We start from the raw sequence: 25,254 nt of genomic DNA, 5'->3' as shown, positions 1-25,254 counted from the left end.
TATGATCTTATGTTCTTTTACTATAATGTTATGACGAATGGATATGTTATCTCCTTATTTTTATTCCTCTTCTTTTTCCTTCTCTTTTTCTTAGGTTTATTCAGTTGATGTATCAGCTTTGATATGGTCTTTGCCTCATCTTTTCCATATCCGGATGCTTCTAATACATACTTGAAGTTGTACCTGAAGAAGAAATACTTGATAAGCTACCAAGAACTAAGTTTAGAAGAGAGAAGGATGTCAAGACTTTTAAGAGATGTAGTAGGTATTGGGCAGAAGGATACACAGACCATATCAAAGACCTACTGCCGTGAACACAAATCTAAATGCACATTTTGTGATAATAAGGCAGTTTTTAAAAGAGCTTACTCTGGTACTCAACTTTGCAGTTCATGCTTTTGTTCTTCTATTGAAGATAAGGTAAAGAGAACTATTTCAAAATACAATCTTTTAAAGCATGGAGATACGATAGGTGTCGCAATCTCTGGAGGAAAAGATAGTTTATCGTTACTCAGAATACTTAATGATATATGTAGACATCATGCTTCCAAAATTATTGCGATAACAATCGATGAAGGAATTTTAGGTTACTGTGATGAGTCGCTGAAAATCTGTAATAAATTCTCAGAAGAGTTTGGAGTGCCTCTTTCTATATTATCATTTAAGGAAATCTATGGGTTTGACTTAGATAAAGCAATCCATCTCAGAGGAGTTAGGAAGATCTCAGCATGCTCAATTTGTGGTATTTTAAGGAGAAGAGCAATAGACATAGTTGCTAATGCATTAAAAGTTGATGTTATAGCCACTGCACACAATCTTGATGATCTGCTACAAACTTTCACTATAAACTTGCTCAATGGTGATATTTCAAAGATAAGATGGTTTGATCCTAGCATAACGCCAAAGAATGACTTAGTAAAAAAGAGAATAAAGCCTTTGATGGAAATCTATGAGAAGGAAATAGCTATGTATGCTTTTCTTAAAGGCATCCCTTTTCAGACTGCAAATTGCCCCTATATGAATGAAGGGATGAGATCAGAAATCAGGTACATTTTCAATACTTTAGAAGCAGAGCACCCTGGTATAAAGTATAGCGCTTTAAATTCTACCATAAAAATTTCACAGAATATAGCTATAGATAACAAGGCATTTAATCTTTGTAAACTTTGTAACCTTCCTTCTTCAAGTAAATTATGTTCCGTCTGTAAGATTGTAGAGATGTTAAAAGTAGACATGCATATATAGAAATTATTATACAATAAAAATTGCGGTGATAGGTAGGGCTGGGAGGTTAGCCGTCTCCCCCTCTTGAAACCGGCTATAAGCAGGGGCCAGTAACCGACAGGTAAAGCATAATGTTCGAGATACCTACCAATTGCGCAAGGATGAAACCACGCCGTGGTGGGTGGTCGCAAGGGGCGATCTCTTCGAAGGAAGGGGAACGACCCTCTACTATCGAATCGGGTGAGGCCCGGGAGGGAGCAACCCTAAGGTAGGGTGGTCACGCTATCACGTCTACGTGGCTGACTCAGCGGACTGGAGATGGGGCTCGGTCAGAATGTGAAATCTGTTGGGAGCTATCGCCGCTTAATGATAAGGAAAAAAAACTAAATATTATTATCCCTTTCAACAGATTTTAGAAAAAAGTCTTTAGCAGATATCTCATTGTATACAAATTTAGTAGGATAATGATTCGCCAATATTTAGGATCAATTACATCCTAAATATAATAAAAATTAGCTTAGAATCAAAATATTGAGCGCGAAGTGATGTGATGGTTAGAGTTCCCAAATGTCACTGTATATTCTGTCGCTTTATATATGATGCTGATTTAATTTAAAAAAACCCAATAAATAATTGGTCTTTTAGGATCTGGATAATCACTAGGTAATTTGTTAGAGTAACAGTGAAAATTTTATTTGAATATAAAAGAAATTATCTGCTAAAGTTTATCTAAAAGTATATATGAATATACAATAAGCCGGGGTCGCCTAGGCCGGGCTGACCGGGGGGAAAGATTGTAGATAAAACGCCTTTAATCAAGTTTCCCTAGCCTGGTAGGGCGCAGGCCTGCTAAGCAAATACAGAAAGTCTGTGACCCATTTGGGTCTCGTGGGTTCAAATCCCACCCCCGGCGTTATATCAAATGTCAAAATCCCTTTTTAATTATAGGATGGATAAACACAACCGCGTCCACAAACTGCATGGGTCTCTAGAAAGGCTGGACGCTTCCTGCATATGCGATGAGAACAAAGCCCTTATCAAGCAGTTCGAAGGCCATCTTACTCAGGAGGAATATTCTGCAGATGCGGTTCTCCTATGGTTACAGAGACAGCCATAGATATAGAAGAGGCTAGGACGAAGATCTATAGCATCATGGACAGGCTGTTCGAGGATGAGGAATTTAGGAAGGTTTTAAAGGGGAAGGGGATTCTCTTTCTTAGCCTCTTCAAGCATAGCATATATCTTCTGCACCCATAGGGGCAACCTCTCAAAGATATCATCAGACAGTCTTTTTAGATCAAGAACTCTGCGTTTACTACTGTCTGGTTTACACATTCCAATCAAATAATAAAAAGAATGGAAGTATCGAATATTGTGGAAGCCTCCAATTCTCTAGTCGTCAAGTTTTCCTTCCAAGGTAAATTATTCTAATATGATATGCGCTGTTTCAAATGAAAATACGGTAACCAACCAAACCGTCACTGTCACGGGATTATCTAACACTTACCTCTCGATCAATTATAGCATAGTTATCAGAACAGTTCAATCTTATTTTTTTTATTTATGGGATGTCAGGATTTGGATACTATTCACCTTTTTGGCTTCATTCTCCGAAAAAAGGGAAAGGAGCACATAATGTCAAGTATAAAATAATACATATTATTATTACTATTTATAGAAAAAATAGTAATAAGAATATTGCAAGTCCTATTATTAAAATAGCAATTCCTGCTAGTAATACCATTCTTCTTTTATTTTTCTCATCTTTTATAAGAGGTCTGATTTTCCCTTCTTTTTTATACTTAGATTCAATTGATGAACCAATTGCTAGTCCAAAAGCTACACCAACTGCGGGTCCTATTGCAATTAATCCTGGTATTTTCAAGATAATACTGAGTGGAACTCCAATCCCTGAAAAGATAGCAATGCCTATTGCCATCCACATTCCTACAAAGTGGCCTTCAGGATATTTCTTGTTTTGTTCTTCAATACCCATGCATACACAGACCCAGATTTACCTATTAATCTTATTCCTTATAAAATAAGAATAAAATATTGGTAAATTTTTTCAATTCTTGTAGATAAAAAAGTATAAAATGATTAAGAATTTTTTGCATAGGTATCCGAACTCCGTAGTTTGTATTAACATCTCATTTTTTAATCAAATCAGGACTAACATGATTTCAAAACAAAATTTCATCGTTCATCACCTTCACCATGAATTTTATCACGTTCGGTCCTTGAAACCAATTTAGCGATATTTGACTGGTCAATGTCCGCTAAAGATAATTTTAACTCTGATGCCAAATTGGAAAGATACCAGAGAAGATCTCCCAATTCCAGTTTGATCGCCTTTCGAGTTACGTCATCAATAATACCATTTTCATCTCTGATCACTTTCTTGATCTTTTCCTGTATCTCTCCAGCTTCACCACCGAGTCCCAGAACGGGATAGACATAGTTGTTCCCGAGATCGGGGTCGACAGCGGTGGATCGAGCCAGTTTCTGATATTGATCAAAATCCATTATTTGATCCTCCTATTCTCCACCAGCCGGTCGACGGACAACTTGTTAGGATTGACAGAGATTTCTAAAGTCGAAGCCAAAGTCAAACAGTTACTCTTTCAATGTTCTTTGGAGTTCCGGGTCGTTTCTTCTTGAATATATATCCGGAATGTTTAGGACAAAGGTTTTTTTCTCAGCTTGTGGACTAAGTCTTAAGATGTCCTGTTTATTTATATACTCCATAGCGAATATGATTTCAGCCCAATCTATCAATTCTTTGGATAATTTGGTTGGTGCGCTTTGAATTGTTCCCGCAGATCTAACTTCAATTCCTTTTATGGGTCTAATCAAATCTTCAGCTGTAGGACTTCTTTCTGTATTACCGCTACAAACAAAAAGTATTCTATTACCCATCAACCTCAGGTCTTACCAAGTCTTACTTCGTAGCTAGATATTTTACTTTTACTTTTCAGTCAAAACCTAAAAGTATTGATAATCAACCCTACTACAGAAATCAATAAACCTTATTGAATCCAAGATACCGAGATCTAGTCTTAGTGAGGTGCGAATAACACCATATCTATCGGCTAACTAAACAGAAATACGGCGAAGTAATCGAGGCAGCTATTTTACTTTTAGCTTTAAATTTTATAGAAAAACATAGCTACAAAGAGATCGTATACTATTGGGGGATCTTAGAAACACTTGTACCCAAAGAACTTGATGTGCAATCTAAAATCAAATCTTCACTGAGTAAATTGATACCTCTTTAAAGATTAGGTCCTAACATAATGCTAAGTTACCGCACTCGAACTTTTATTGGTAGTTGATATTAAAGGGTTGATATAAAGCTCCAAATTCGTAAAGATATTACTCACCCATAACTTCTAACACTACTTTTCTTTTTCTTGGACCATCTAGCTCTAATAAGAAAATATTCTGCCAAATTCCTCTAACAAGCGCACCATCCTTGACTGGAAAGACTTTTGATGGACCCATAAAGGTTGAAGCTAAATGAGAATCAGCATTATTGTCTACTCTATTATGAAGCCATTCTACATCTTTAGGGAAATCTTCATTTACTTTTGTAATGATGTCTTGCATCAAACCGCTCTCATATTCGTTGACGATTATAGCAACTGTAGAATGTATAGTATATACAAGACAAAAACCATTATTTATGTCACTTTTATGTACATAATCCTCAACATAATTGCTTATGTCTATCAACTCAGTTCGATATTTTGTTGTAATATTTATTTCCTTAAATAAGACTTTCAAAGTATTGTCTTTTTTAATTTGCTAGATTCTATGTAAAATACTTTTTACAATAATGATTAAACATGCTTTCTTAGATTAATAATTGTAAGTACCCTGGCAATTGCTTTCCTTATAGCTCGAATCTTCCCAGTCTCCTTCTTCAAAGTACCTCTTGTTGCTGCACTCCTGAGTTTTACCAGTTCAGCCCTTAACTCTAATAACTTGTTTTTAAGGGCATCATCATCCAACTTTAATAAATCGCTACTCTTGAGCTTTGGCACTGATTTCTTCCTCCTTTGAATTATTTTCCTCAGGCTTCTTCTCTATTATTTCGACTTCAGAAGGAACAAAGTCCTTTAAAGCAATCTTAATTTTTATTCCATATAGGCCCATTTTAAGTAATACATGGGTCGTGGCCTCCTTTACAGCCTTTGATGCAATATTTCCACTTTTAGGGACAATGCCTGCCCTATGTTTCTCGTAGTGGGACCTATCGCTTCTTAACTTCCCTGAAATTATTATCTCCGTACCCATTGCACCAGCATTCATAATAGAATTTAAAGCCCAAAGAGAGGCTCTTCGAAAGGCTCTACCCCTAATGACATTCTGAGCTATTCGATTACACATTATCATAGGATTCAGTTCAGGAACTTCGACTTCCAACACTGAAATCTGAGGATTGGGTAGATCAAACTTCTTTTCTATCATAGAGGTAAGGGATCTAATGCCGGTGCCTCGTCTTCCTATTATTAAGCCAGGCCTTGTCGCGAAGATAGTTATTCTAGTACCTATAGGCGTTTTAAGGATGTCTATGCCGCCATAACCTGCATCAACTAATTCTTTTTGTAAAAATTCATCCAATTCAGTATTCTTGACATAATTTTTCATAACATTTTTGATTGCTGACATATCATGGCGCCTCCTTACCTATTATTTCTATATGAATTAATGTATTAAATCTTGGCGAAGAACGGCCGTAAGCTCTGGGTATATATCTTTTAATCTTCATACCTCCCATCGTTGCAGCATGAATTATGATAAGTTTCTCTGTATCAAATCCTTTAAACTCTGCATTCGCTTCAAGATTCTCGATTACCTTTAATATTTCTCTGGATGCCTTTACAGGATAACCTCCTGAATGGAATTTAAATTGAGATCTTTTATGGGGCATCTCTTTGTTATATCTTCTAAAAGGTACAGCTTGTTTCTTGGCGATTACATCTTCTAAAAAGATCTTTGCTTGAGCTATAGTCATGCCTTTTATAGTTACACAGACTTCTCTAGCTGCTTTTGGGGAGGCGTCTACTTCTCTACCACTCGCTCTTACTTGTGTTAGAGGATCATAATTTGCAAAGCTGTACTTGAATTTGGGCAAGCAATCTTAACCTTATCAGAATAGATGCGTGTACCATATAAAATAAATACTTTTGCATTAAAAGTTGTCTAAAGAAAGAGTAACCATTGAGAGATAATGAAATTTCTACTATCACAGCTAGCCCTGCAAGGGTTAGAATTCTTGAGATAATTGGTGGAGAAGGCAGCGCAAGCTTTACAGAAATAAAGCGCAGAACAGGCCTAAGTACAGGCTCGATCTATTACCATTTATCCTGTCTTAGGGATTATGTAACGAGAGATAATAATAGAAGATGCATTTTAACTGAAAAAGGTAGGCGCCTAATAAAAAAGTTAGGGATGACGCCTATTGCAGAGAATCAAAGTAGTCTTGTTCTGAAGTCTCTATCAATAATCACTCTTGCATCAATATTCAAGCATTTAACATACTCAAAAAGGAGTGCTATTACTGTAACGATATTTGCCTTAATGGTAGGTTCATTTGTGAACTTAAATTCAAATTTGAATCAGTTCTTATTATCAGTTCCAAGCAAGCAGATCATGAACCCTATCTTGTCTACATTTTTAACTGGATGGCTAGTAACTTTTGTCCTAGCTGAAATATACTCCGCCTTCACAACAGGTATAAAAGTTGGGGGTGAAGTAGAGCTTGCTGCCACTATAGCATTGAGCTTTGTTCCTCTTTATATTTATTCTAGTATCATGCATTTACAGATATCAAACATAATCCTTGTACCAATGCAAATATGGAGTGCTATACTTCTTGCAGGAGGTCTGAATATATCGAAAGGTGTGAAGTTGACTCATTCTTTCATCTTCAGCCTCATAATGCTTTATCTATCTATATACATCTGGTTGACCATAGTTTGAAAATTTATATAAGGCAATGAAAGGTTGATAATTAAAATTGGTAAATTCAAAATCACCTAGAGGAGAGTTTGCTGGTAGACAGCAAAAAAGGAAGAAGCAGAGATTCAGATGGTCTGACAAGTATTATAGGCGCAGAGTATTAATGCTTGATAAAAAATCCGATCCTCTTGAAGGTGCTCCTCAAGCTCGAGGAATAGTATTGGAGAAGGTCGGAATCGAATCCAAACAACCCAACTCAGCTATTAGAAAATGCGTCCGTATTCAATTGGTCAAGAATGGTAAGCAGATCACTGCATTCCTTCCAGGCGATGGCGCATTGAATTACATAGATGAGCATGATGAAGTTTTAGTGGAAAGTATAGGCGGTTCTATGGGCAGGGCTATGGGTGATATACCAGGCGTCAGATGGCGGGTATTTATGGTCAACGAAGTTTCCTTAAATATGCTCGTCCTAGGTAAAAAAGAAAAACCTAGGAGATAATTTTCTCAATACATAATAAAAGATAATCGTAAAATTATTTATAGTTCCTAACTCCACTCAACCTATACTAGGTGCATTCTATGCAAAAAACAGATGAAAAAAAGAGACAGCAGAAACTACTACTATTTAGAAAATGGGATATGAGTAAAGTCGAAATTAAAAAAAGAGGCTTAGAGCGAGTAATCTCTCTCAAACCCATGCTTACACCAACATCTATGGGTAGACACGAGCATCAAAAATTTGCTAAGGCTGAAGTAAACATAGTCGAACGTCTCGTCAATAGTCTTATGCACTTTGGTAAAAGATATGCCAAGAATACAGGTAGGATGGGGGGCAAAAAGTATAGATCAATAAATATTGTGGACACCGCATTCGATATAATCCATTTAAAAACTGGAGGAAACCCTGTAGAGTACCTTGTTCGTGCAATTGAAAATGCTTCTCCTAACGAGGATACAACGAGAATAGGCTATGGTGGCGTCGTATATCATGTCTCAGTAGATATATCACCTTTACGCAAAGTAGATTTAGCTCTTAGATTCATCTCAGAAGGTGTTCGTGTATCCGCCTTCTCAAATCCAAAGAGCGTCGAAGAAGTTTTAGCAGATGAAATTATAATGGCAGCGAATAAAGATATAAACAGCTACTCTATTAAGAAAAAGAATGAACAAGAAAGAATAGCTATGTCTTCGAGATAATCAAGATCATAATACCGATTTCCTCCTATACATAGGAGGAACTTCGATCGCTTCTGATAGACTAAATTTATAATTGATAAAATTATTTATATTATTTGAGATAATTCCCCGTATATAACGACTTTTCAATACCCTTAGGAAGTTTGAGATAATGTATTTTGGCCGTATCAAGAATTTCTTAGTAGCTTCAATCATCATAGGGTATAGCTCTTCTAAAGGAACTGCTTGGGGGCATATCTCTGAAGCGTAAACACCTGTTTCCCAATGTTCATCTTCATTTAAAAGTCCTTGCGACGATAGCTCTAGCCATAGAGGCGTCCCTGGCTGGATTTCTAGTGGATGGAAAAGTGGAATATCGATATCTATCCGTTGCGCAAAGGCGAAAGTATTTCTAATCTCTTCTCGACTTTCATCTGGAGCACCAATTATAAATGAACCGACGATGATATCTATTCCTGCCTTTCTAGTTGCTTTTGAGGCAGCTTGAGATTGTAAAGGAGTAATTCCTTTATTATAAAAATCCAAGATTCTTTGATTTGCGCTTTCCATACCATAATAGATAATTCTACACCCAGTCTTGGCCATCGCCTCTAATGCTTCTCGGGATATGCAGTCAACTCTAGCGTCACAGACCCAGTCCATTTCGATCTTATTTTTTTTCATTAGTTGGCAAAGTTTTACCACCCTTTTTTGATTTAAAGCAAAGTTATCATCTACGAATATTATTTGTCTAAATCCTTCACTATGAAGCAAATATAATTCATCAATAATGTTTTCTGGGGACCTAGGTCTCCAAGTGCGTCGAGCAAATAAAGAGCATGCGCAATATAGGCACTTAAAAGGGCAACCGCGAGAAGAGACTACAGTAGTGAACCTTCCAGTCGCAAGCTCCAATCCCGCTAAGGTCGATCGGTATTCATTTTTGAGTAACTTTCGGTCAGGAAATGGAAGTTTGTCCAGATCTTTAAGGGGTAATCTATCAGGAGTAAAAACTATCTTATCCCCTTCTCTAAAGGTAATTCCTCGGATATCCTTGAGTTCTTTTCCTTTTTCTAAGCACTCTGCTATCTCTAAACATGTAAACTCTGCTTCATTCCGAACTATCACATCTACAAAAGGGTATTTTTCTAAAATTTTTTTAGCATTAAATGTGGCATGATAATTCCCGAAGGCAATTTTAATATTTGGATTTCTTTTTTTGACCTTTTCAGCTATGATTGCAGCAGATCTACCCGAGCTGGATAAAGTAGAAAAACCAAGGAAATCAGGATCCTCCTTTTCGATCCATTTAAGAATATCTTTAAGTGAGGCCTGATTTTTAACATCAAGAATTGAGACTTTGAAATTGTTCTGCTTTAACAGAGTAGATATATAAAGCAGTCCGAGAGGAGGCCATGAAGCAGGAGCAGAAACAACATGTGTCCAAACCTCGCTCGGTCCAGGGTTGATAAATGAAAAGTTCATATCTATTTCCACATATAATTTAGTACCTAATTTCTTTGATAATAAAAAAGTTTACTAATATATTATCTATTTTTTTATAATTTTGATCACAAAGACCTTAATCCTTATATAGAGAAAAGATTTTAATACGTAAGTGTAAAGTTGATTGGGTATGTCAGCAAAACCACACTTAAATCTCGTAATCACTGGACACGTTGATCATGGAAAATCAACTGGTATGGGTCATTTCCTTTTTGATCTTGGCGTAGTCGATCAACGTACAATAGAAGCTTATTCTAAAGAGTCTGAGAAGTATGGTAAAGGGGATACTTTCAAATATGCTTGGGTGCTTGATAGAATAAAGGACGAACGTGAGAGGGGGCTTACTATAGACCTTGCTTTTCAGAAGTTTGAGACGGATAAGTATTTCTTTACCTTAATCGATGCACCTGGTCACAGAGACTTCGTGAAGAACATGATTACAGGAGCCAGTCAAGCGGACGCTGCGGTACTTGTGGTCTCTGCTAAGAAAGGTGAATACGAGGTAGGCATGGGTCCTGGAGGACAGACTCGTGAACATCTCTTTCTCTTGTATACTTTAGGAGTGAGACAGCTTATTGTTATCTTGAGTAAGTTTGATGACGCTACTGTCAACTATAGCAAAGAGAGGTACGAGGAAACTAAGGCTGGAGTAGAGAAGCTTCTAAAGACAGTGGGTTATGATATTAATAAGATTCAAATTATACCATGTTCAGGTTGGACTGGTGATAATCTAGTCAAGAGATCAGAAAAAATGGAATGGTATACTGGCCCTACTCTATATGAATCTCTCGACCAATTGATCGAGATTGAAAAGCCTATCGACAAACCTCTTCGTCTTCCTATCCAAGACGTCTATTCCATAACAGGCGTAGGTACCGTTCCGGTTGGGAGAGTGGAGACAGGTGAAATCAAAGTTGGAGATAAAATAATAATATCACCATCTATGATCGCCACTGAGGTAAGATCTATAGAAACACATCATTCAAATATTCCAAAAGCCATACCAGGCGATAATATAGGCTTTAATCTAAGGGGAATCTCTAAAAAGGACATTAAAAGGGGTGACGTAGTTGGCCATCCAGACAATCCACCTACAGTAGCTAGGGAGTTTATCGCACAAGTCATAGTTGTACACCACCCTACAGCTATAGCAGCAGGATATACACCTGTACTACATGCTCATACATCACAGGTTGCTGCCCAGATTACAGAGTTAATTTCTAAAATAGATGCAAGATCTGGACAAGTGGTCGAAGAAAAGCCTAAATCTCTTAAAACAGGTGACTCGGCGCTAATTAGAATTCAACCTGTTAGACCTCTTTGCATTGAAACTTACAAAGAAATGCCAGAACTTGGACGTTTCGCACTAAGAGACATGGGTACAACTATTGCTGCAGGTGTCGTAAAGGAGATCACTCAAAAAGTGACTAAAGAAAAAGTACAAAAAAAGGCCTAATCAAAAATTATCTACCATGCTTTTTAATAATACATTCATATATCGATAATAAATATTTATTATAACTTAGATATTACATCCTTTTATTTAGGATAAGCCTTAAAAGATTGTTAATAAGAGAATGAGATAATATGCCTCAATCTGCCAGGATCAAGCTCACAAGTACAAATTTGAGTAACTTAGAACAGATTTGTAAAGAGATAAAAGAAATAACTGAAAAGACGGGTGTAAAGGTTAGGGGACCTCACCCCCTTCCAACGAAAAAAAGGAAAGTGGTCACAAGGAAAGCTCCTAGTGGGCAAGGTAGTGCTACATTTGATAGATGGGAGATGCGTATCCATCGGAGGCTAATAGATCTAGATGCTGATGATAGGACTATGCGCCAGTTAATGAGGCTTAGGATTCCTGAGGATGTATATATAGAAGTCAGTCTTTCAAGGTAAAATCTTTAAAATAACTTAACAGGACCATAAAAGTTATTGGTCTGTTACAATATTGAGTCAGACCGACTGATGATGAAGATTGCCATTTTAGGAGGAACAGGGGATTTTGGTAAAGGTCTAGCACTAAGATGGGTACGTTATCACGATATATTTATTGGCTCTAGAGATGAAGGAAGGGCAAAAGCATTTGCAAAGGAGTATGATCGGGTAGCCAAGAGACATTATCATAATGAGATGAAAGGCTGTATAACAGGTAATGATAACTTTCAAGCAGCCAAAGTCTCTAATATAGTAGTGTTTTCTGTACCATATCAACATTTGAGAAAATTCACTCAATCGATAAAACCTATCATTACTAGCGATAAGATTATCGTATCTCCAATTGTACCTATAGATAAAAATGGTGAATACTTCAATTATTCTCCATATATTATGAATGATATTTTAAACTCACCTAAATATGCCTCGGCTGCGGAGGTTATCTCTTTTGAGTTAAAATCAAAGCGCATTGTCGCAGCATTTCATACGATACCAGCTAAGAAACTCTGCAAACTTAACTTAGATTTAGATTATGATGTAATTATGACTGGGGACGATGTTAAAGCAATTAAGCGAATTTCAGAGCTTATATCTCAAATCCCAAATCTTCGCCCAATTTATGCAGGTCCTTTAAAAACATCTAAACTACTAGAATCAATTACACCTATGCTACTTAATGTAAGGCTATATAATAAGATGGGAGAATTATCAGTCAAAATAGTTTGATGTTACACAACAGTAGGAAGCTTTTTAACCATTATTACATACCGAGCTATTGGTTCGTTGAAGCTTCCTAAGATCAAGACTCAAGCTTTAAAAAGGATAGTAAAAAGGCCTACGGTCAAAAGGCGCACTCTTTTAATCTATCTAGTACTTATTATATCGTTCTCAGCCGCACTTATGATAAGGTCTGTACCAGCAAAGTATGGATTCTATCTTAATGAGTTCGACCCATATTATGATTACCGTATAACTCAGTTCATAGTAGATTCTATTGATGAGAAGGGGTTTTTAGGAATCTTTGATTACTTTTCTCTAAGAGATAATATGGCGTGGTATCCAGAGGGTCGGGATGTAGCTCCAACATCCCAAGGAGGGTTACAATTTGCTGGTGCGATACTTTTTGTCCTCTTCAAGAGTCTATTCGGTGTGAATATATCGCTCTACGACTTCCTCGTCTTATTCCCAGTATTTTTTGGAGCTTTGACTATATTTGCTATCTTCCTCCTAATAAGAAAGATAGCTGGGACTGGAGCTGGTCTTCTCTCTTCTTTAATATTAGCTACTTCACCCACGATAATATCGAGAGGTAACCTTGGTTGGTACAAATCTGAGCCTTTAGCCCTTTTCTTAGCAATACTATCAGCATATCTATTTTTATCTATATTCAGTTTAAAAGTAACGAAGACAGGTCTTACTTGGCGGGCGATACTATCTGGCCTTTTACTAGGTTATGCGAATCTATCTTGGGGAGGGTCGCAGTACTTCTTCGGTGTGATGGGGTTGTTATTATTGATCTCCCCTTTCCTTGAAGTAGATTTGAAGCGTGTAATATATGGTGGTAGCATATTCGTCTCATCGAGCCTGATCACAAGTGCTGCCTTTCCGAGGCCAGGCCCAGATATAATATTTGGATTGCAAGGCATGGTCCTTTTCGCTGGCCTCGCTTTTCCCGTATTGGCTTTTTACATCAAAAATATAACAAAGCCAAAAAATTATAGAAAAGTTCTGATAACAGCTTTAATTGCCTTATCACTGTTTGGCCTTTTGGTTATGAGTCTCGGCATAGTGTCGGGTTTGAGTGGCAGATATCTCACTGCCATATTCCCTTTCCAAAAGTCTGGCGACGCTTTAGTAGAGTCAGTGGCTGAGCATCAAACACCAACAAGTGCTACTTTTTTCGTTTCATACTGGATTCTAATTCCCTTAGCTGCTTTCGGCGCTTTCCAAATGTTAAGAAAGAGGACAATGGTTTCGGCTTACTCATTGATATTAGGAATAACTGCAATTTATATAGCATCATCTTTTTCAAGGCTCATGGTCTATTCTTCGATAGCTATTGCAGTCTTGGCTAGCATTGGTTTCAGTGAATTGTTTTTGTCTCTTCTAAAACCTAAAGACCAGATTGGTAAGAAAAGGAGGATGATCCATGGGATAGGGTCTGAAATGAAAATCGTATCTGCAGCTGGTTTGATCATACTTTTGGCTCTTAGTTTCAGTCCTTGGGTCAATTGGGGAGCTCAGTACGATTCACCTACAAGTATATCGATCTCAGCCTTACAATATAATCCAGGTGAGCCTCAAACAGACTGGCTAGAAGCTCTAACTTGGATTAGGGAAAATACACCTGAAGATGCCATAATTATTTCATGGTGGGATTATGGTTATTGGATAACTATCATGGGAAATAGGACCACTTTGGCTGATAATGCAACGATAAATTCTACACGCATAGCTCAGATAGGTAGGTTATTTTTATCAAATGAGGTTGAAGCAAAAGAGATAATCGATCAGCTTAGATGGGATCCAAACACGGAAGAGTATAGACCAGCTTATGTAACTATCCTTTTCTCAGCTACAAAGTCCCAAGATACATGCTACATTGGAGGGATCCCACCTTTTCTTTTATCTTTGGGTGGTGATGAGGGTAAGATAAGCTGGTTTGCTTCGATTCCTGGTCTTGAAGTTTCAAAATATCTCGGTATTGATGGCCTACCTACTGAGTACTTTTGGAACTATACCATATTGGGCAAGATGTTCCCATTGGATTATGATCGAGAATTATCAGAAAGCCTCTCTTATGAGTATAACATGCCAATTCAAGCGGGTATTCATAAAATAAAGTATTCCCAATATAGCGATGATATTTTGAGACTAGCCTTTGCATCTTCATTCAAAGGTTATGCTCAAGTCTTGGTGTATGAAGTTGTAGATTAGTCTGATCTCGTTATCTCGGAATTATTATCAAGAAACTACAGCTTTAAATTTAGGTAAAACTATGTTAAGATTAGAATAGCGGTGAGCATCATCCTTTATGAAAAAGAAGGAAGAAGATGAGATAGAAATTAGGGATATGGTTATAGACGATCTGCCAAAGGTTTTCCATATAGGTGAAGAAATTTTTACTAGTGAGAGATTCCCCCTAATGTATAGGACTTGGGATCAGTTTGAAATAACTTCTCTTTATACAGGAGATGCAGAATTTTGTATCGTGGCTGAAAAGAACGGAGAGGTAGTGGGTTTTGCTATGGCTACATTTATAGAAAAATCCCGTTCAGCTTGGAAATACGGTTATGTAGCTTGGCTAGGAGTAAAGAAGAGATACCATAGGCATGAAATTGGGGCAAAATTATATCGGGAAATTGAAAAAAGGTTAAGAAAAGATGGAGCGAGGATGATTATTGTTGATACCGAAGAGGGGGATATTGAAGCTTTGAATTTCTTTAAAAAGATGGGATTCAATTCAACAAGAGAACACATCTGGATGACTAAGACATTTAAATAATATTTAGTGATGCATATATTCATTTTTATTTAGATATCGATCCCTAACCCTATATCTGGCATATCTATCATCGAGGGAGAACTTAGCAGGATGCGGAGATATTGTTATTTTTTCACATTTTGGACAATTTTTTTTTAAAGTGTAAGTTTCACAAGATGGACATTTTTTAAGTAATTTTTTCAAATATTATCTCTCTCTCTTAAAGGAGAAGCTACCTTTCTTTTTCTCTACGGTTGCATTTACTTTTTCGATACTTGTTTGTAATGCTTTCTCAGCTATCTTATAATTCTCAGCTTCTACATCTATCCTATATCTTGGAGCACCCAAATACCTGATCTTGACTTTGGTATCTTCGGCATCAAGATTTTCAACATCCAATAAAGCCGACTTTATTATTTCTATACCATCAGGCAAGTTAGATCTTAGCTCCATTAATCCATGGATTTTTACAGTTGGAACGATTATTTTCTCTTTTGCGATAGCCTCTAAAGTTGAAGAGTAATCTTCTGGTAAATCCAACTTTTTTAGTATATTAATGCCCTTTTTCGATATCTGTTCTACAGCATCGTATAATGTTTCAAATTCCCCTATTAAAAGCTCCTTATACATACTACTTGTTTTTTCATCAAGATCTAACTTTCTTTCAACAAGTTGTAATGTGCTGTTTGCTTTTTCATCTCTCTTTATAGCAATTAGCTTCTCTCTCCTCTCCTCTCCAGAAACTTGTCTTAAAGAAAGGTCGACTTCCTTCCTTGTTTTGCTGATCCTAATTACTTTAAGGATCTTTTTTTGCCCCACTCCTACATATCTTTCTATATGTCTCACCCATCCAGTCCGTATCTCAGAAATGTGTAAAAATCCATCCATATCTCCATATTCATCTAGTGTCACGTATGCGCCATGAGATGTTATATTCTTGACAGTTGCAAGCACAAGCTCTCCTTCTTCGGGTAATAGGGGCTCTAATTCCATTTCAATCTAACCTTTTTAATATCGTGCCAAATATTTTTGCTCTGCCCCCAGTCTTCTGAGCCAAAAGGTGCTCGCATACTTTGCACTTTATATCTATAGTTGAGGATGAGAATACAACTTGCTCATTACCACAATTGGAACATCTGACTAGAAGGAAGGCACTTCTCGGTTTAGGCACAAATATCTTCTCTCTTTTCATATAAATTACCCTTTATTGAGTGATTTCAATCTTTTTTAGTCTTATCCCATACCTTACAATTTGATGGTTACAATCTTTACACTTGTACTTTAATGTCTGCTTTTTTGTAGTCTTAGCTGTTCTCTTTAACTCTGGGAACTTTTGTCCACCATATCCCTTCTTATCCCTAGCATGCTTTCTAGCACCTAAGGACATAGACCGCTCTTTGCCTCTCTTGTAAAGAGTTATACTATGAACTGTGTGACGTTTGCAACGTGGGCAGTATGTCTTTATCTCTTTTGGAGCTTTCAATTCATATGTCTCCTTATAGAACTTATGCGTATCCTCTCATATTAAGGGTATATGAATTTAACCTTTGTTAAATCTTAAGTGTGATATTTTTAGATCTATAAATCCCAAAATAGCTAAAATTCCAATTTTATATATCATTTTATTGTCTTCCTAATCGTTTATACTCTATCACGACTCTAATATCCTTACACATTCTATATGCTTCCCACATCAAAGCATCTTGTTGCTCCAAAGTCAAACCTTCCCAGTATGCCTTATTCTCCTCAGTCGTCTCATATTCATGATAATCTCCACACTCATCTGGGATTGATTCTTTATCTATATTCGGCATATTTCTATATGGACAACGGGCCCTGATCTTGACCATTTTCCATTCACTTTTTTACCTTATGATCCTAAAATAATACTTAGGATTTAAAAACGGTTCGTAAGTAACATAAAAAATTCTAAATCTGGGTCTCCCAAACCTATCGGTACCGGGACCGTTGGTCCCTGCACCTTATTTTTTAAAGATTATTTTATCTTATTTAGCTCTTTGCTTAATAATGCTTGAAGTTTAGAGGAAAATCTCGAATACTGGACCGATTTAGAGATCAACTCCTTCCTTACTTGATTGCAAGGGTATAATCTGGGCTTCTATTAGACAGGTGAGCAGCCTCCTCGATCTTCTTATAATCTCTATAGCCTTCCCATATATTTCATCTTTGGACATTCTTTTCCTAGCTAGACCAAGCTCGACCCCTTTCTCCCCTACTCTCGCTGCCACCTTTGGATAGACTTCCCATTCCGCCATAGTTGGGATTATGTGGTCTCTGCTCAACCCCTTCTCCTCCGCACATTTTGCCAGCTCTTCTGCTGCCGCTATCATCATTTCGTCGGTGATAGCCTTGGCTCTGATATCCAATACGCCTCTGAATACGGCTGGAAATATCAGACTATTGTTCGCTTGATTGGGAAAGTCAGAACGACCAGTTGCGACTATATATGCACCAGCTTCTTTAGCCTTCCATGGCCATATTTCAGGTATTGGGTTTGCCAATGTGAATACGATAGCCTTCTTGTTCATCTTCGATATCCATTCTTTCTTTATTACATTGGGATCAGGCTTAGATGCCGCTATCAAAACGTCTGAACCATCGAAGGCTTTGGTTAAATCACCTGAGATTTTCTCTCGATTGGTCTTTATGGCGAGATCATGCTTCCAAGGGTGTTTGAGCAGTAATTTATCCATATCCCCCCGATCTAAGTGGAGAATCCCCTTAGAATCTATTAAAATAAAGTTACCCGGGTCCGCTCCTGCTTCTATTATGAGTTTCGCATTCGCTATGTTCGCCGCACCAACCCCGAAGAACACGATCTTGGTGTCACGAAGCTTACGCCCAGTTAACTTCAGCGAATTTATGAGGCTTGCCAATATCACGCCCGCTGTACCTTGCTGATCGTCGTGCCAGATAGGTATCTCCATCTCTGCTCTAAGCTTATCCATGACGTAGAAGCACTTTGGTGAAGCTATGTCTTCAAGGTTTATGCCCCCAAAGGCTGGCTGCAAGCTCTTGATCACTTCTATAACATTATCCGGCTTATAGACATCTATTGGCAGCGGAATAGCATCCACACCACCTAGGTATTTGTATATCAGAGCCTTGCCTTCCATGACAGGCATAGCCGCTTCTGGACCGATATCTCCCAGCCCAAGCACTCTACTCCCATCAGTTATTATAGCTATGGTATTCCATCTACATGTATACTCAAATGATAGTTCTTTGTTACTTTTGATAGCTTCTGAGACTGCAGCCACGCCCGGTGTATACCATATCGAGAAGTCCTTCAAGTCTCGAATTGGAACTTTAGGGGTAACCTCTATCTTTCCTCCATAGAGCAAAGAGTACTTTAGGGCTAGTCTTGATGCCTCGTCTGTAAACGAGTCTTCGCTCATAAGCAACCTTCGCTAGACTGATTATTAAACATCTTGAAGTATAAGTTAATTATGATAAAACAGGAATAACGTAAAAGACTTTGGCCCATTCTCTTAACTTCTCCTTCTCTTCTCTAGTTAGATTGAAGGACTTTATGTACCAGCAAAGCCGAAAAGAGCAGAAATGACACAAAGGGGCGATAAGCACAACATTCGCAATTCTTCTCTGCCTCAGGTAAAACATCATTTTGATCTGAGTCTTGATCTCTCAAGAATGAAATTACTCTTTTAACCCTCCCATTATTAGGTAATTGATCATGTGTTTTTTTAAAGTGCTCAACATTCCAAGATGCGCCAGAAAGGGCTTTACTCACTTACTACACCATATATTAAAATTAAAATAAAAAAGGGTGTGGACTTTTGTCGATTTGGTTATGGTTATTAAGTGAAGACCCTTGATTTAATCAGGCGTTCACTTCCTTCGAGCTGAGGCACCTGGCTATAACCCAAAGTTCTGACGTATCCTGTTACCAGAGAGTCGAGTCTGTTACGGTTAATACCTGTGCCTGCCCTCCTCAGAACCTTGCACCAGCAATAGGTGTGAACTCCCCTAACTGCACCACCTATTGTAGTTTCTGCACAAGTTTGGTTATCACGGCATGAAGCCCACAATACATGATCAAGTCCTGGTACTACTACTATTTCTTTTGCACTTGCGTGGCCTGGTCTAAGAAAACCCCTAAGTGGAATCGTTGGATCTACATCGAGAAATAATCCATAGTCTTCTGGTGGCGGGATATACCGGTACGTTAGTGTTTCTGCTTCCGGAGCCATTTCTAAGGCGGCTAGTTCCCTTGTACCTGTTCCCGAGTGACAGCTATCGAGTATCACTTCAAGAGCGACCCCTTCCTCTATGCCGGTAAAGTGTTCAAGCAGGTCATCATCCTTGATCATACCAGCTGTTGCGTAATCATGGGGGCAGATTGTCTCATCTTTCCCATCAATTTCTGCTCCACTAGTATCTGCTACATAGGAGCCGTGTCCTGAGTAATGGAAAATGAGCACATCATCCTTTTTCGCGCCTTGGACCAACCACTTTATCCCTTTTAAGATATTAGCCCTTGTAGCATTGTGATTTGTTAGGATATGCATGGAACCTGGCCTTGCTCGTACGATTCCTAAACAATGTAGGGTAATAAACATGTCCCGCACATCATTGACACATCCACGCAGGTCAGGACCTCCTGGCCCAACAGGAGCGTAGTCATTGATTCCTACCAATAAGGCTTTATTCATCTAACACATCCCTTTCCATTATAATTGAATATGTCAACTAGGGATAAAAACTATTCTCCATCACATATAACGATTATTCATTACATTTTCCCTTATCGATATTATAAATAAAATAAACTAATAGTGTGTCCATCAATGAAAAATTCTTTTTGATTTCTATCACGTATTTTCCAATTTTTTATAACTATCTGAAACTGAGATAATAATTCTCAGAATTATAGATTACTGAAATGTAAATAAATACACTCAAATAAACAAAAACACTCGATCTTGCTACCCCTCCCCCTCCGAGGGTACGTCTTGGAATAAATACTTCCCATCATTTTGGAATCCCAGGTATTTATGGGCAGGATTACCCCTTCTTTCCGCATACTTTACGAAAAGACAATAAGAGAACTTAGGGCCCGATACCGAAGCAGTCTAGTGGATCTTGGACTCAAGGAAGCCTTCGATTTTATGCAGAAGGAGGCGTGGAATCCCGAGCAGTCTGCCATGGGCAACTCCACACCCACCTTACCCACGGTCTTGGACGGTCTGAACCTTACGGCCAACGTTCACAACAGGAAGCTAATAGAACTGCTGAATAGGAAGATCGAAGAGAAGGATGGAATCATTGGAGAATTGAAGGAGAGGCTTAAAGAAATGGATAAAAAGATTGCCTTGAAATCATGAATATGACAAGACGGTCTTATCAAAACAAGTGTAAATCAAACTTAAATTATATTATCTTGCTTGCCTCAGCAAGATGATGCCTTATTTCATATATGGCTTTATCAATAGTTAATGGAAGAGGTTGGACAACATCTTTGCCGATCAATCGATTTAAAAGTTTAAAGAGGCGAGTTATTGTAGGCGGTTCTAATTTCGCTTCATCAATAACTTTAAAGTTGGAGAATAAATCTTCCAGATAACCTTCTGCTAAGATCTTTCCTTTGGCTAAAATATAGCCTCTCTCCGTTACCATAGGGATAAAGTCAACATCGTGGGACGCGATAACAAGTGTAATATCCCTCTTATTATGTAAAATATTGATAAGCTTTATCAATTCCTCTCGGCTTTTTGGATCGAGATTTGCTGTTGGCTCATCTAAAATCAAGACATCTGGATCTATGGCTAAGACTATCGCTATTGTAGCCTTTTTCTTCTCCCCGATGCTAAGGTGATGAGGTGCCTTTTTTTCATAACCCTCTAATCCCACGATTTTCAGGGCATCCTTCGCTCTTTTTATCACTTCATCATTACATAAACCCATATTCAATAGACCAAAAGTTATATCATCCCATAAAGTTGGGCAAAAGAGTTGATCATCTGAATCTTGAAATACAAACCCGACCCGTGATCTTATCTTATGTAAATTTTCATTATTGATAGGCATACCGAGTACTTCTATGGATCCTTTAGATGGCTTAAACAATCCATTGATTAACATCAGTAATGTAGACTTGCCTGCGCCATTCGACCCAAGAATCGCTACCTTCTCTCCTTTCGATATACTCACATTAACACTGTCTAATGCTAGGAATCCATCTGGGTAAAAATATCTTACATCATTCACATTGATGACCATCTCTGTCATTTTATACAATTCCTATATACAAATATTCTATAGATAAGATAGTGATGCTGATCAGTATAATTATGGACCCAAAAATTATGTCATTTTTAGATATTTTCATTTTGCTAAGGGATTTTATGTGACCTTTATATCCTCTAGCCATCATTGCGAGGTATACCCTCTCACCCCTTTCGTATGCTCTTATGAAAAGAGTAGTGATCATATTCGCCAAAGTCTTCATAGATTCTAAACGGCTCTCTTTTTTAACTGTCCGAGCCTCTTTAGCTAGGACCATTCGATAAGATTCATTTAAAAATAGAAATATGAATCTATGTGTAACAGATAACATCATAACAAATACTTTTGGAATTTTTATTTTCTCCATCACATGAACAAGGCTCGAGAATTTTGTTGTCAAGACCAATAAGATCGATGTAGCCACACAGGCCCAAACCCTTAACGTAACCTGCACAGCTTTATAAACCCCTTCTATCGTAATGTTGACAAGAAATTCATTATAGCCAATTATAGTTATGGTTGTGCCCGGTGTCATGAAAGGTAATGGTAAAGCTATTATCGCTACAAAACCAGGGAGAAGAATAGTTCTAAGAGTGAAATATTTGAGCGAAATTTTTGATGAAAAAGAAAGACCGAAGATCACACAAAGCAGAATAATCAAAGGTGTGATAGTCTTCACCATAATTGCTAATAATATAAATACTAGAGAAGAGCAGAACTTCACTCTAGGATCGATCCCTTGAATAAATCCATCTATCGATGAGTAACTTTCGTTATAAGCTATCTCTCTAAATATCTTCAGGAAAGTCTTTAACATAGGATATCATCTAATTTCTTTCCTTTTCTTTCAATAACTTACCCGTAATAAAAGTGAGTCCTAGTATCAATAAGGTAGCACCTATCCCTAATGCAATATTTGTAACGGTATTTCCTTCTAGTCCAGGAATTTCATAATTTGGAAGTGGAGCATCCCATATAGGGTTCTCTCTTACACTAAAACGCTCTGCAACTTCCTCTAAAGTTTCTGCAGAAGATGATAACCATACGCATCCAATTATAACAAAGATAATAGATGCAATCATTCCAATTATGATAATTCTTCTATTTCTATCCATTTTAATTAACACCCTTTGAATCTTTAAAAATAGAAGGTAGATCCAATCCAATTGGTGCTATCTTTGGCAACCTCAGTAAATCTGGTCTTTGTTTAAATAAAGTCGAGATAATTATGGCTGTTACAATACCTTCTCCAAATCCTATGAAAAAATGATGAATACTCATCGCTGTAACTGCTACCTGAATGCTGTAGGGGAACGATAATGTTGAAAGCCCTAACTCAAATCCAGCAAATATTGCAGAGAGAATGTCCCCTATGAGACCACCCAAGAAGGCTCCAACAATTATGCCGCTTTTTCCCTTCATGATTTTTAGAGAGAGTAAAAATATTATGTAGGGTATAAAGACGCCAACCACCCCCATATTAAGAACATTTGCTCCTAGAGTAGTTATTCCACCATCACCGAAGAGTAGTGCCTGAATGAAGAGAATAAGGGTCATAGAGATTAGCCCAGCATAGGGTCCAAGAGCGATTGCCAAAATCGGTCCACCCAGCAGATGAGCGGTCGTGCCTCCTATGATAGGATAATTCATCATCTGGGCAGCAAAGAACATAGCTGTTAGTGTAGCCATTAGTGGAATATGCTTCTCACTTAAAACCTTATTCATCTTCCTAAGAGCAAGGGCCCAGAATATGATTACAACAAGGTAAGTTATTATGCAGATTGATATATCCAAAAAGCCGTCCGGTATGTGCATACTTATATTTACACCAGTATTACTATTTTTAACATTAGTAATACTATTAATATAAATATTTCTTGAGTATATTTGGATAGATCGAATATGAGTGAAAGAGGTGTCTCTAGAATTAGCATATCGATACCCCCTGATCTATTAGAAGAATTCGATAAAACTATCATGAATCTTGGATATAATAGATCGAAAGCGATTCAGGTTGCCATTAGAAACTTCTTAACTGAACACAAATGGATGCATGAAGTTAAGGGAATAGTTGCGGGCGCTCTGACTATCATCTACAATCATAAAGTAAAAGGCTTAGAAGAAGAATTGACAAATACTCAGCATCATCATTATAATATTATTGGCTCGACTATGCATATCCATCTAGATGAGAGAAACTGCCTTGAAATAATCGCAGTTAAAGGTGAAGTGAAATCCATTCGTGACCTTGCTAAGAAATTGATGGTAAGAGGAGTAAAGCAGATTAAACTTTCAATTATATCTTAATTTATTATTATTGTTATATGTACCTAATTATTATAACTTCTAATAAGTATTAAAAAAATTTATTACTTTGTACTTCTAAATTATCATAACATGAGCGAAGAAAAGGAAAAAGAGGAGAAAGGAAAAGCCGAAGAGGTAGCTGAAAAAACTGGCGAAGTTGCCGGCAAAGTCGCAAAGAAAGGTTTCGGAGTTGCTAAGGGTTTCGGAAAAGGGTTGAAAAAAGCTGTAAAGGGAGAAGAAGAAAAGGAAGAATGAATAGAGGTTTGGAACTTACTTAGATTATTCCAAATTTTATGAGAAAATTAGAGAAGCTTTTTAATTCTTGATTACAGAACCTTGGAATTATCTATTACTACCAAGGTAATAAAACATAAATAAGGTCAAGCATAATGAAGTGGACATGCGGAAAGAAAATAGAGAATTTCTCTATAAAAAAGCATTAAACATCCTTATTGTACTCAGCTTTGCAATCCTTCTCTTGAATATTCCAATAAAACCTGTTGTAGCCAGTACTTCTGATAATTCAGAAGTTACTATCTTCTATGAGGATTTCGAAGGAGTATTCCCTGATGATAATGACTGGTCCGTAGCCGATCTTGATAGTAATAATGGAGACGATCATTGGGGTGCCTCTGATTATAGGGCTTATGGGGGCACATACAGTGGTTGGTGCGCTCAGGTAGGAGAACGATCTGGGTGGACTCAGATCTTTAGAGAAGATTTTGAAGAAGGTTTCGGCGATGGTATAAACGGTTGGAGCGTGGACGATGAGAATCCTACAGGTCTAGACTCCTATTGGGATGATGTTGACTCTGATTTCGGAGGTGAGGGTACCAGTAGTGGAAACTATAAGGCTTATTGTGCAGGGAATGGTTATCTTGGAACTGAGATATCACCATCCTATCGTAATTATATGGATGCTTCTATGAGCAGGACATTGAACCTAACCGATTTCGACAATGCCGATATAGCATTCTATCATAAATTGATCTCTGCTGATGTGCCTTGGGATTATGGTCAGGTTCTTATCAACGATGTTGAAGTGAAAAAATATGATAGTCAGCAACTTACATGGGATTATGAACAAATAAGCCTCTTGGCCTATGCAGGAGATGTTATCGAAGTAACTTGGAACTTCCACAGCGATTCTGCAGACACATACGAGGGTTGGTATCTTGACGAAATCTTATTTTTTGGAAATGCACCCGTAGACACACCCAACTCGGAATTACACAACTACGATTTATACATGGAGGCTATCATGGAGATGAAGGAGATAGACCTGAGTGACTATACTTCAGCCAATCTCAGCTATTATTATTGGATGAATATTGAAACTGGTTGGGATTATCTATACGTGGAGACATCGCCCGATGGTCTAA

34 protein-coding genes, 1 tRNA gene and 1 other RNA gene are annotated in these 25,254 nt (G+C 37.6%); 15 read left to right on the top strand and 21 right to left on the bottom strand.

Features of this window, described 5'->3' with window-relative positions; genetic code table 11:
- The first annotated feature begins 123 nt into the window (after positions 1 to 123).
- The 3 genes from L6N96_04770 to L6N96_04760 all read left to right on the top strand — a co-directional run bounded on the left by L6N96_04770 (position 124) and on the right by L6N96_04760 (position 2,137).
- On the top strand, positions 124 to 1,245 hold the full coding sequence (locus L6N96_04770) for a TIGR00269 family protein (protein ID MCP8323470.1): 1,122 nt from the start codon (positions 124 to 126) through the stop codon (positions 1,243 to 1,245).
- Between the two features lie 26 nt (positions 1,246 to 1,271).
- Positions 1,272 to 1,583, top strand: an RNA gene (gene ffs, locus L6N96_04765) — signal recognition particle sRNA.
- Between the two features lie 397 nt (positions 1,584 to 1,980).
- A tRNA-Ser gene (locus L6N96_04760) sits at positions 1,981 to 2,137 on the top strand.
- A 278-nt stretch (positions 2,138 to 2,415) separates the two neighbouring features.
- On the opposite strand, the gene L6N96_04755 is transcribed toward L6N96_04760, so the two are convergent.
- From L6N96_04755 to L6N96_04720, 8 genes are all read right to left on the bottom strand, one after another.
- On the bottom strand, positions 2,416 to 2,559 hold the full coding sequence (locus tag L6N96_04755) for a hypothetical protein (GenBank protein ID MCP8323469.1): 144 nt from the start codon (positions 2,557 to 2,559) through the stop codon (positions 2,416 to 2,418).
- A gap of 337 nt (positions 2,560 to 2,896) precedes the next feature.
- Complete coding sequence (locus L6N96_04750) at positions 2,897 to 3,220, bottom strand: hypothetical protein (GenBank protein MCP8323468.1); 324 nt, start codon at positions 3,218 to 3,220, stop codon at positions 2,897 to 2,899.
- 200 nt (positions 3,221 to 3,420) lie between these two features.
- Positions 3,421 to 3,750, bottom strand: coding sequence for a nucleoside triphosphate pyrophosphohydrolase family protein (locus tag L6N96_04745; GenBank protein MCP8323467.1), 330 nt, complete (start codon positions 3,748 to 3,750; stop codon positions 3,421 to 3,423).
- Positions 3,751 to 3,840: 90 nt separating this feature from the next.
- Entirely contained in the window at positions 3,841 to 4,143 is a 303-nt protein-coding gene (locus L6N96_04740; GenBank protein ID MCP8323466.1) for a hypothetical protein, read from the bottom strand.
- 456 nt (positions 4,144 to 4,599) lie between these two features.
- Positions 4,600 to 5,010 (bottom strand): secondary thiamine-phosphate synthase enzyme YjbQ, encoded by a 411-nt coding sequence (locus tag L6N96_04735; GenBank protein MCP8323465.1) that lies wholly within the window; start codon positions 5,008 to 5,010, stop codon positions 4,600 to 4,602.
- A 56-nt stretch (positions 5,011 to 5,066) separates the two neighbouring features.
- Entirely contained in the window at positions 5,067 to 5,270 is a 204-nt protein-coding gene (rpmC, locus tag L6N96_04730) for a 50S ribosomal protein L29 (GenBank protein MCP8323464.1), read from the bottom strand.
- The gene (locus tag L6N96_04725) at positions 5,251 to 5,898 is read right to left on the bottom strand and encodes a 30S ribosomal protein S3 (protein ID MCP8323463.1); all 648 of its coding nucleotides are present in this window, start codon (positions 5,896 to 5,898) and stop codon (positions 5,251 to 5,253) included. The genes rpmC and L6N96_04725 overlap by 20 nt, the downstream gene beginning before the upstream one ends.
- Before the next feature lies 1 nt (position 5,899).
- Complete coding sequence (locus tag L6N96_04720) at positions 5,900 to 6,364, bottom strand: 50S ribosomal protein L22 (GenBank protein MCP8323462.1); 465 nt, start codon at positions 6,362 to 6,364, stop codon at positions 5,900 to 5,902.
- An 86-nt stretch (positions 6,365 to 6,450) separates the two neighbouring features.
- Between L6N96_04720 and L6N96_04715 the strand changes: the two genes are divergently transcribed.
- The 3 genes from L6N96_04715 (at position 6,451) to L6N96_04705 (ending at position 8,391) form a co-directional block, all read left to right on the top strand.
- Positions 6,451 to 7,212, top strand: a complete 762-nt coding sequence (locus L6N96_04715; GenBank protein MCP8323461.1) for an ArsR family transcriptional regulator — start codon at positions 6,451 to 6,453, stop codon at positions 7,210 to 7,212.
- 37 nt (positions 7,213 to 7,249) lie between these two features.
- Positions 7,250 to 7,693 carry a 30S ribosomal protein S12 gene (locus tag L6N96_04710; protein MCP8323460.1) on the top strand — a complete coding sequence of 148 codons (444 nt, stop codon included), beginning with the start codon at positions 7,250 to 7,252 and terminating at the stop codon, positions 7,691 to 7,693.
- 80 nt (positions 7,694 to 7,773) lie between these two features.
- Positions 7,774 to 8,391, top strand: coding sequence for a 30S ribosomal protein S7 (locus L6N96_04705; GenBank protein ID MCP8323459.1), 618 nt, complete (start codon positions 7,774 to 7,776; stop codon positions 8,389 to 8,391).
- 6 nt (positions 8,392 to 8,397) lie between these two features.
- Here the strand turns inward: L6N96_04705 and L6N96_04700 are convergent, their stop codons facing one another.
- On the bottom strand, positions 8,398 to 9,855 hold the full coding sequence (locus L6N96_04700; GenBank protein MCP8323458.1) for a B12-binding domain-containing radical SAM protein: 1,458 nt from the start codon (positions 9,853 to 9,855) through the stop codon (positions 8,398 to 8,400).
- Positions 9,856 to 10,006: 151 nt separating this feature from the next.
- Between L6N96_04700 and tuf the strand changes: the two genes are divergently transcribed.
- From tuf to L6N96_04675, 5 genes are all read left to right on the top strand, one after another.
- Entirely contained in the window at positions 10,007 to 11,332 is a 1,326-nt protein-coding gene (gene tuf / locus L6N96_04695; GenBank protein MCP8323457.1) for a translation elongation factor EF-1 subunit alpha, read from the top strand.
- Positions 11,333 to 11,463: 131 nt separating this feature from the next.
- A complete protein-coding gene (gene rpsJ / locus L6N96_04690) occupies positions 11,464 to 11,775 on the top strand; it encodes a 30S ribosomal protein S10 (protein MCP8323456.1) in 312 nt (103 codons plus the stop codon).
- Between the two features lie 69 nt (positions 11,776 to 11,844).
- Positions 11,845 to 12,540, top strand: a complete 696-nt coding sequence (gene npdG, locus L6N96_04685) for an NADPH-dependent F420 reductase (protein MCP8323455.1) — start codon at positions 11,845 to 11,847, stop codon at positions 12,538 to 12,540.
- 57 nt (positions 12,541 to 12,597) lie between these two features.
- Entirely contained in the window at positions 12,598 to 14,751 is a 2,154-nt protein-coding gene (locus L6N96_04680; protein ID MCP8323454.1) for a hypothetical protein, read from the top strand.
- Between the two features lie 97 nt (positions 14,752 to 14,848).
- The gene (locus L6N96_04675) at positions 14,849 to 15,319 is read left to right on the top strand and encodes a GNAT family N-acetyltransferase (protein MCP8323453.1); all 471 of its coding nucleotides are present in this window, start codon (positions 14,849 to 14,851) and stop codon (positions 15,317 to 15,319) included.
- Between the two features lie 3 nt (positions 15,320 to 15,322).
- Here L6N96_04675 and L6N96_04670 read toward each other — a convergent pair whose 3' ends face one another.
- From L6N96_04670 to L6N96_04635, 8 genes are all read right to left on the bottom strand, one after another.
- Positions 15,323 to 15,502, bottom strand: a complete 180-nt coding sequence (locus L6N96_04670; protein MCP8323452.1) for an RNA-protein complex protein Nop10 — start codon at positions 15,500 to 15,502, stop codon at positions 15,323 to 15,325.
- Between the two features lie 3 nt (positions 15,503 to 15,505).
- Positions 15,506 to 16,291, bottom strand: a complete 786-nt coding sequence (locus tag L6N96_04665; GenBank protein ID MCP8323451.1) for a translation initiation factor IF-2 subunit alpha — start codon at positions 16,289 to 16,291, stop codon at positions 15,506 to 15,508.
- A 1-nt stretch (position 16,292) separates the two neighbouring features.
- Positions 16,293 to 16,490, bottom strand: a complete 198-nt coding sequence (locus L6N96_04660; protein MCP8323450.1) for a 30S ribosomal protein S27e — start codon at positions 16,488 to 16,490, stop codon at positions 16,293 to 16,295.
- A gap of 12 nt (positions 16,491 to 16,502) precedes the next feature.
- Complete coding sequence (locus tag L6N96_04655; protein MCP8323449.1) at positions 16,503 to 16,781, bottom strand: 50S ribosomal protein L44e; 279 nt, start codon at positions 16,779 to 16,781, stop codon at positions 16,503 to 16,505.
- Between the two features lie 139 nt (positions 16,782 to 16,920).
- A complete protein-coding gene (locus L6N96_04650; protein MCP8323448.1) occupies positions 16,921 to 17,148 on the bottom strand; it encodes a hypothetical protein in 228 nt (75 codons plus the stop codon).
- A gap of 219 nt (positions 17,149 to 17,367) precedes the next feature.
- Complete coding sequence (locus L6N96_04645; protein ID MCP8323447.1) at positions 17,368 to 18,717, bottom strand: NADP-dependent malic enzyme; 1,350 nt, start codon at positions 18,715 to 18,717, stop codon at positions 17,368 to 17,370.
- 113 nt (positions 18,718 to 18,830) lie between these two features.
- Positions 18,831 to 19,070, bottom strand: a complete 240-nt coding sequence (locus tag L6N96_04640; GenBank protein MCP8323446.1) for a hypothetical protein — start codon at positions 19,068 to 19,070, stop codon at positions 18,831 to 18,833.
- 67 nt (positions 19,071 to 19,137) lie between these two features.
- A complete protein-coding gene (locus tag L6N96_04635) occupies positions 19,138 to 19,992 on the bottom strand; it encodes a caspase family protein (GenBank protein MCP8323445.1) in 855 nt (284 codons plus the stop codon).
- A gap of 342 nt (positions 19,993 to 20,334) precedes the next feature.
- On the opposite strand from L6N96_04635, the gene L6N96_04630 reads away from it, so the two are divergent.
- Positions 20,335 to 20,664: a hypothetical protein gene (locus tag L6N96_04630; protein ID MCP8323444.1), complete on the top strand. Its 330-nt coding sequence runs from the start codon at positions 20,335 to 20,337 to the stop codon at positions 20,662 to 20,664.
- Positions 20,665 to 20,710: 46 nt separating this feature from the next.
- On the opposite strand, the gene L6N96_04625 is transcribed toward L6N96_04630, so the two are convergent.
- From L6N96_04625 to L6N96_04610, 4 genes are read right to left on the bottom strand one after another with little or no spacing between them, the layout of a single operon-like run.
- The gene (locus L6N96_04625) at positions 20,711 to 21,568 is read right to left on the bottom strand and encodes an ATP-binding cassette domain-containing protein (protein ID MCP8323443.1); all 858 of its coding nucleotides are present in this window, start codon (positions 21,566 to 21,568) and stop codon (positions 20,711 to 20,713) included.
- Position 21,569: 1 nt separating this feature from the next.
- Positions 21,570 to 22,382: a cobalt ECF transporter T component CbiQ gene (gene cbiQ / locus L6N96_04620; protein MCP8323442.1), complete on the bottom strand. Its 813-nt coding sequence runs from the start codon at positions 22,380 to 22,382 to the stop codon at positions 21,570 to 21,572.
- Between the two features lie 10 nt (positions 22,383 to 22,392).
- Entirely contained in the window at positions 22,393 to 22,680 is a 288-nt protein-coding gene (locus L6N96_04615) for a PDGLE domain-containing protein (protein MCP8323441.1), read from the bottom strand.
- 1 nt (position 22,681) lies between these two features.
- A complete protein-coding gene (locus L6N96_04610) occupies positions 22,682 to 23,380 on the bottom strand; it encodes an energy-coupling factor ABC transporter permease (protein ID MCP8323440.1) in 699 nt (232 codons plus the stop codon).
- An 87-nt stretch (positions 23,381 to 23,467) separates the two neighbouring features.
- Between L6N96_04610 and nikR the strand changes: the two genes are divergently transcribed.
- The 3 genes from nikR to L6N96_04595 all read left to right on the top strand — a co-directional run.
- Positions 23,468 to 23,872 carry a nickel-responsive transcriptional regulator NikR gene (nikR, locus tag L6N96_04605; GenBank protein MCP8323439.1) on the top strand — a complete coding sequence of 135 codons (405 nt, stop codon included), beginning with the start codon at positions 23,468 to 23,470 and terminating at the stop codon, positions 23,870 to 23,872.
- A 90-nt stretch (positions 23,873 to 23,962) separates the two neighbouring features.
- Complete coding sequence (locus tag L6N96_04600) at positions 23,963 to 24,127, top strand: hypothetical protein (GenBank protein MCP8323438.1); 165 nt, start codon at positions 23,963 to 23,965, stop codon at positions 24,125 to 24,127.
- A 145-nt stretch (positions 24,128 to 24,272) separates the two neighbouring features.
- Positions 24,273 to 25,254, top strand: a 982-nt coding sequence (locus L6N96_04595; protein MCP8323437.1) for a hypothetical protein, incomplete at its 3' end; no start/stop codon positions are given.

This window comes from Candidatus Methylarchaceae archaeon HK02M2, assembly GCA_024256165.1.
Classification (GTDB): Archaea; Thermoproteota; Nitrososphaeria; order Nitrososphaerales; family JACAEJ01; genus HK02M2.
The sequence above is the reverse complement of the archived record's forward strand: the minus strand, read 5'-3'. Positions and strand labels throughout refer to the sequence as shown.

Coding starts and splice junctions, on each gene's coding strand:
- L6N96_04770 (MCP8323470.1), top strand. CDS start 124: ATGGTCTTTGCCTCATCTTTTCCATATCCGGATGCTTCTAATACATAC.
- L6N96_04755 (MCP8323469.1), bottom strand. CDS start 2,559: ATGTGTAAACCAGACAGTAGTAAACGCAGAGTTCTTGATCTAAAAAGA.
- L6N96_04750 (MCP8323468.1), bottom strand. CDS start 3,220: ATGGGTATTGAAGAACAAAACAAGAAATATCCTGAAGGCCACTTTGTA.
- L6N96_04745 (MCP8323467.1), bottom strand. CDS start 3,750: ATGGATTTTGATCAATATCAGAAACTGGCTCGATCCACCGCTGTCGAC.
- L6N96_04740 (MCP8323466.1), bottom strand. CDS start 4,143: ATGGGTAATAGAATACTTTTTGTTTGTAGCGGTAATACAGAAAGAAGT.
- L6N96_04725 (MCP8323463.1), bottom strand. CDS start 5,898: ATGTCAGCAATCAAAAATGTTATGAAAAATTATGTCAAGAATACTGAA.
- L6N96_04705 (MCP8323459.1), top strand. CDS start 7,774: ATGCAAAAAACAGATGAAAAAAAGAGACAGCAGAAACTACTACTATTT.
- L6N96_04700 (MCP8323458.1), bottom strand. CDS start 9,855: ATGAACTTTTCATTTATCAACCCTGGACCGAGCGAGGTTTGGACACAT.
- tuf (MCP8323457.1), top strand. CDS start 10,007: ATGTCAGCAAAACCACACTTAAATCTCGTAATCACTGGACACGTTGAT.
- rpsJ (MCP8323456.1), top strand. CDS start 11,464: ATGCCTCAATCTGCCAGGATCAAGCTCACAAGTACAAATTTGAGTAAC.
- npdG (MCP8323455.1), top strand. CDS start 11,845: ATGATGAAGATTGCCATTTTAGGAGGAACAGGGGATTTTGGTAAAGGT.
- L6N96_04675 (MCP8323453.1), top strand. CDS start 14,849: ATGAAAAAGAAGGAAGAAGATGAGATAGAAATTAGGGATATGGTTATA.
- L6N96_04665 (MCP8323451.1), bottom strand. CDS start 16,291: ATGGAATTAGAGCCCCTATTACCCGAAGAAGGAGAGCTTGTGCTTGCA.
- L6N96_04660 (MCP8323450.1), bottom strand. CDS start 16,490: ATGAAAAGAGAGAAGATATTTGTGCCTAAACCGAGAAGTGCCTTCCTT.
- L6N96_04650 (MCP8323448.1), bottom strand. CDS start 17,148: ATGGTCAAGATCAGGGCCCGTTGTCCATATAGAAATATGCCGAATATA.
- L6N96_04645 (MCP8323447.1), bottom strand. CDS start 18,717: ATGAGCGAAGACTCGTTTACAGACGAGGCATCAAGACTAGCCCTAAAG.
- L6N96_04635 (MCP8323445.1), bottom strand. CDS start 19,992: ATGAATAAAGCCTTATTGGTAGGAATCAATGACTACGCTCCTGTTGGG.
- L6N96_04630 (MCP8323444.1), top strand. CDS start 20,335: ATGGGCAGGATTACCCCTTCTTTCCGCATACTTTACGAAAAGACAATA.
- L6N96_04625 (MCP8323443.1), bottom strand. CDS start 21,568: ATGACAGAGATGGTCATCAATGTGAATGATGTAAGATATTTTTACCCA.
- cbiQ (MCP8323442.1), bottom strand. CDS start 22,382: ATGTTAAAGACTTTCCTGAAGATATTTAGAGAGATAGCTTATAACGAA.
- L6N96_04615 (MCP8323441.1), bottom strand. CDS start 22,680: ATGGATAGAAATAGAAGAATTATCATAATTGGAATGATTGCATCTATT.
- L6N96_04610 (MCP8323440.1), bottom strand. CDS start 23,380: ATGCACATACCGGACGGCTTTTTGGATATATCAATCTGCATAATAACT.
- nikR (MCP8323439.1), top strand. CDS start 23,468: ATGAGTGAAAGAGGTGTCTCTAGAATTAGCATATCGATACCCCCTGAT.
- L6N96_04600 (MCP8323438.1), top strand. CDS start 23,963: ATGAGCGAAGAAAAGGAAAAAGAGGAGAAAGGAAAAGCCGAAGAGGTA.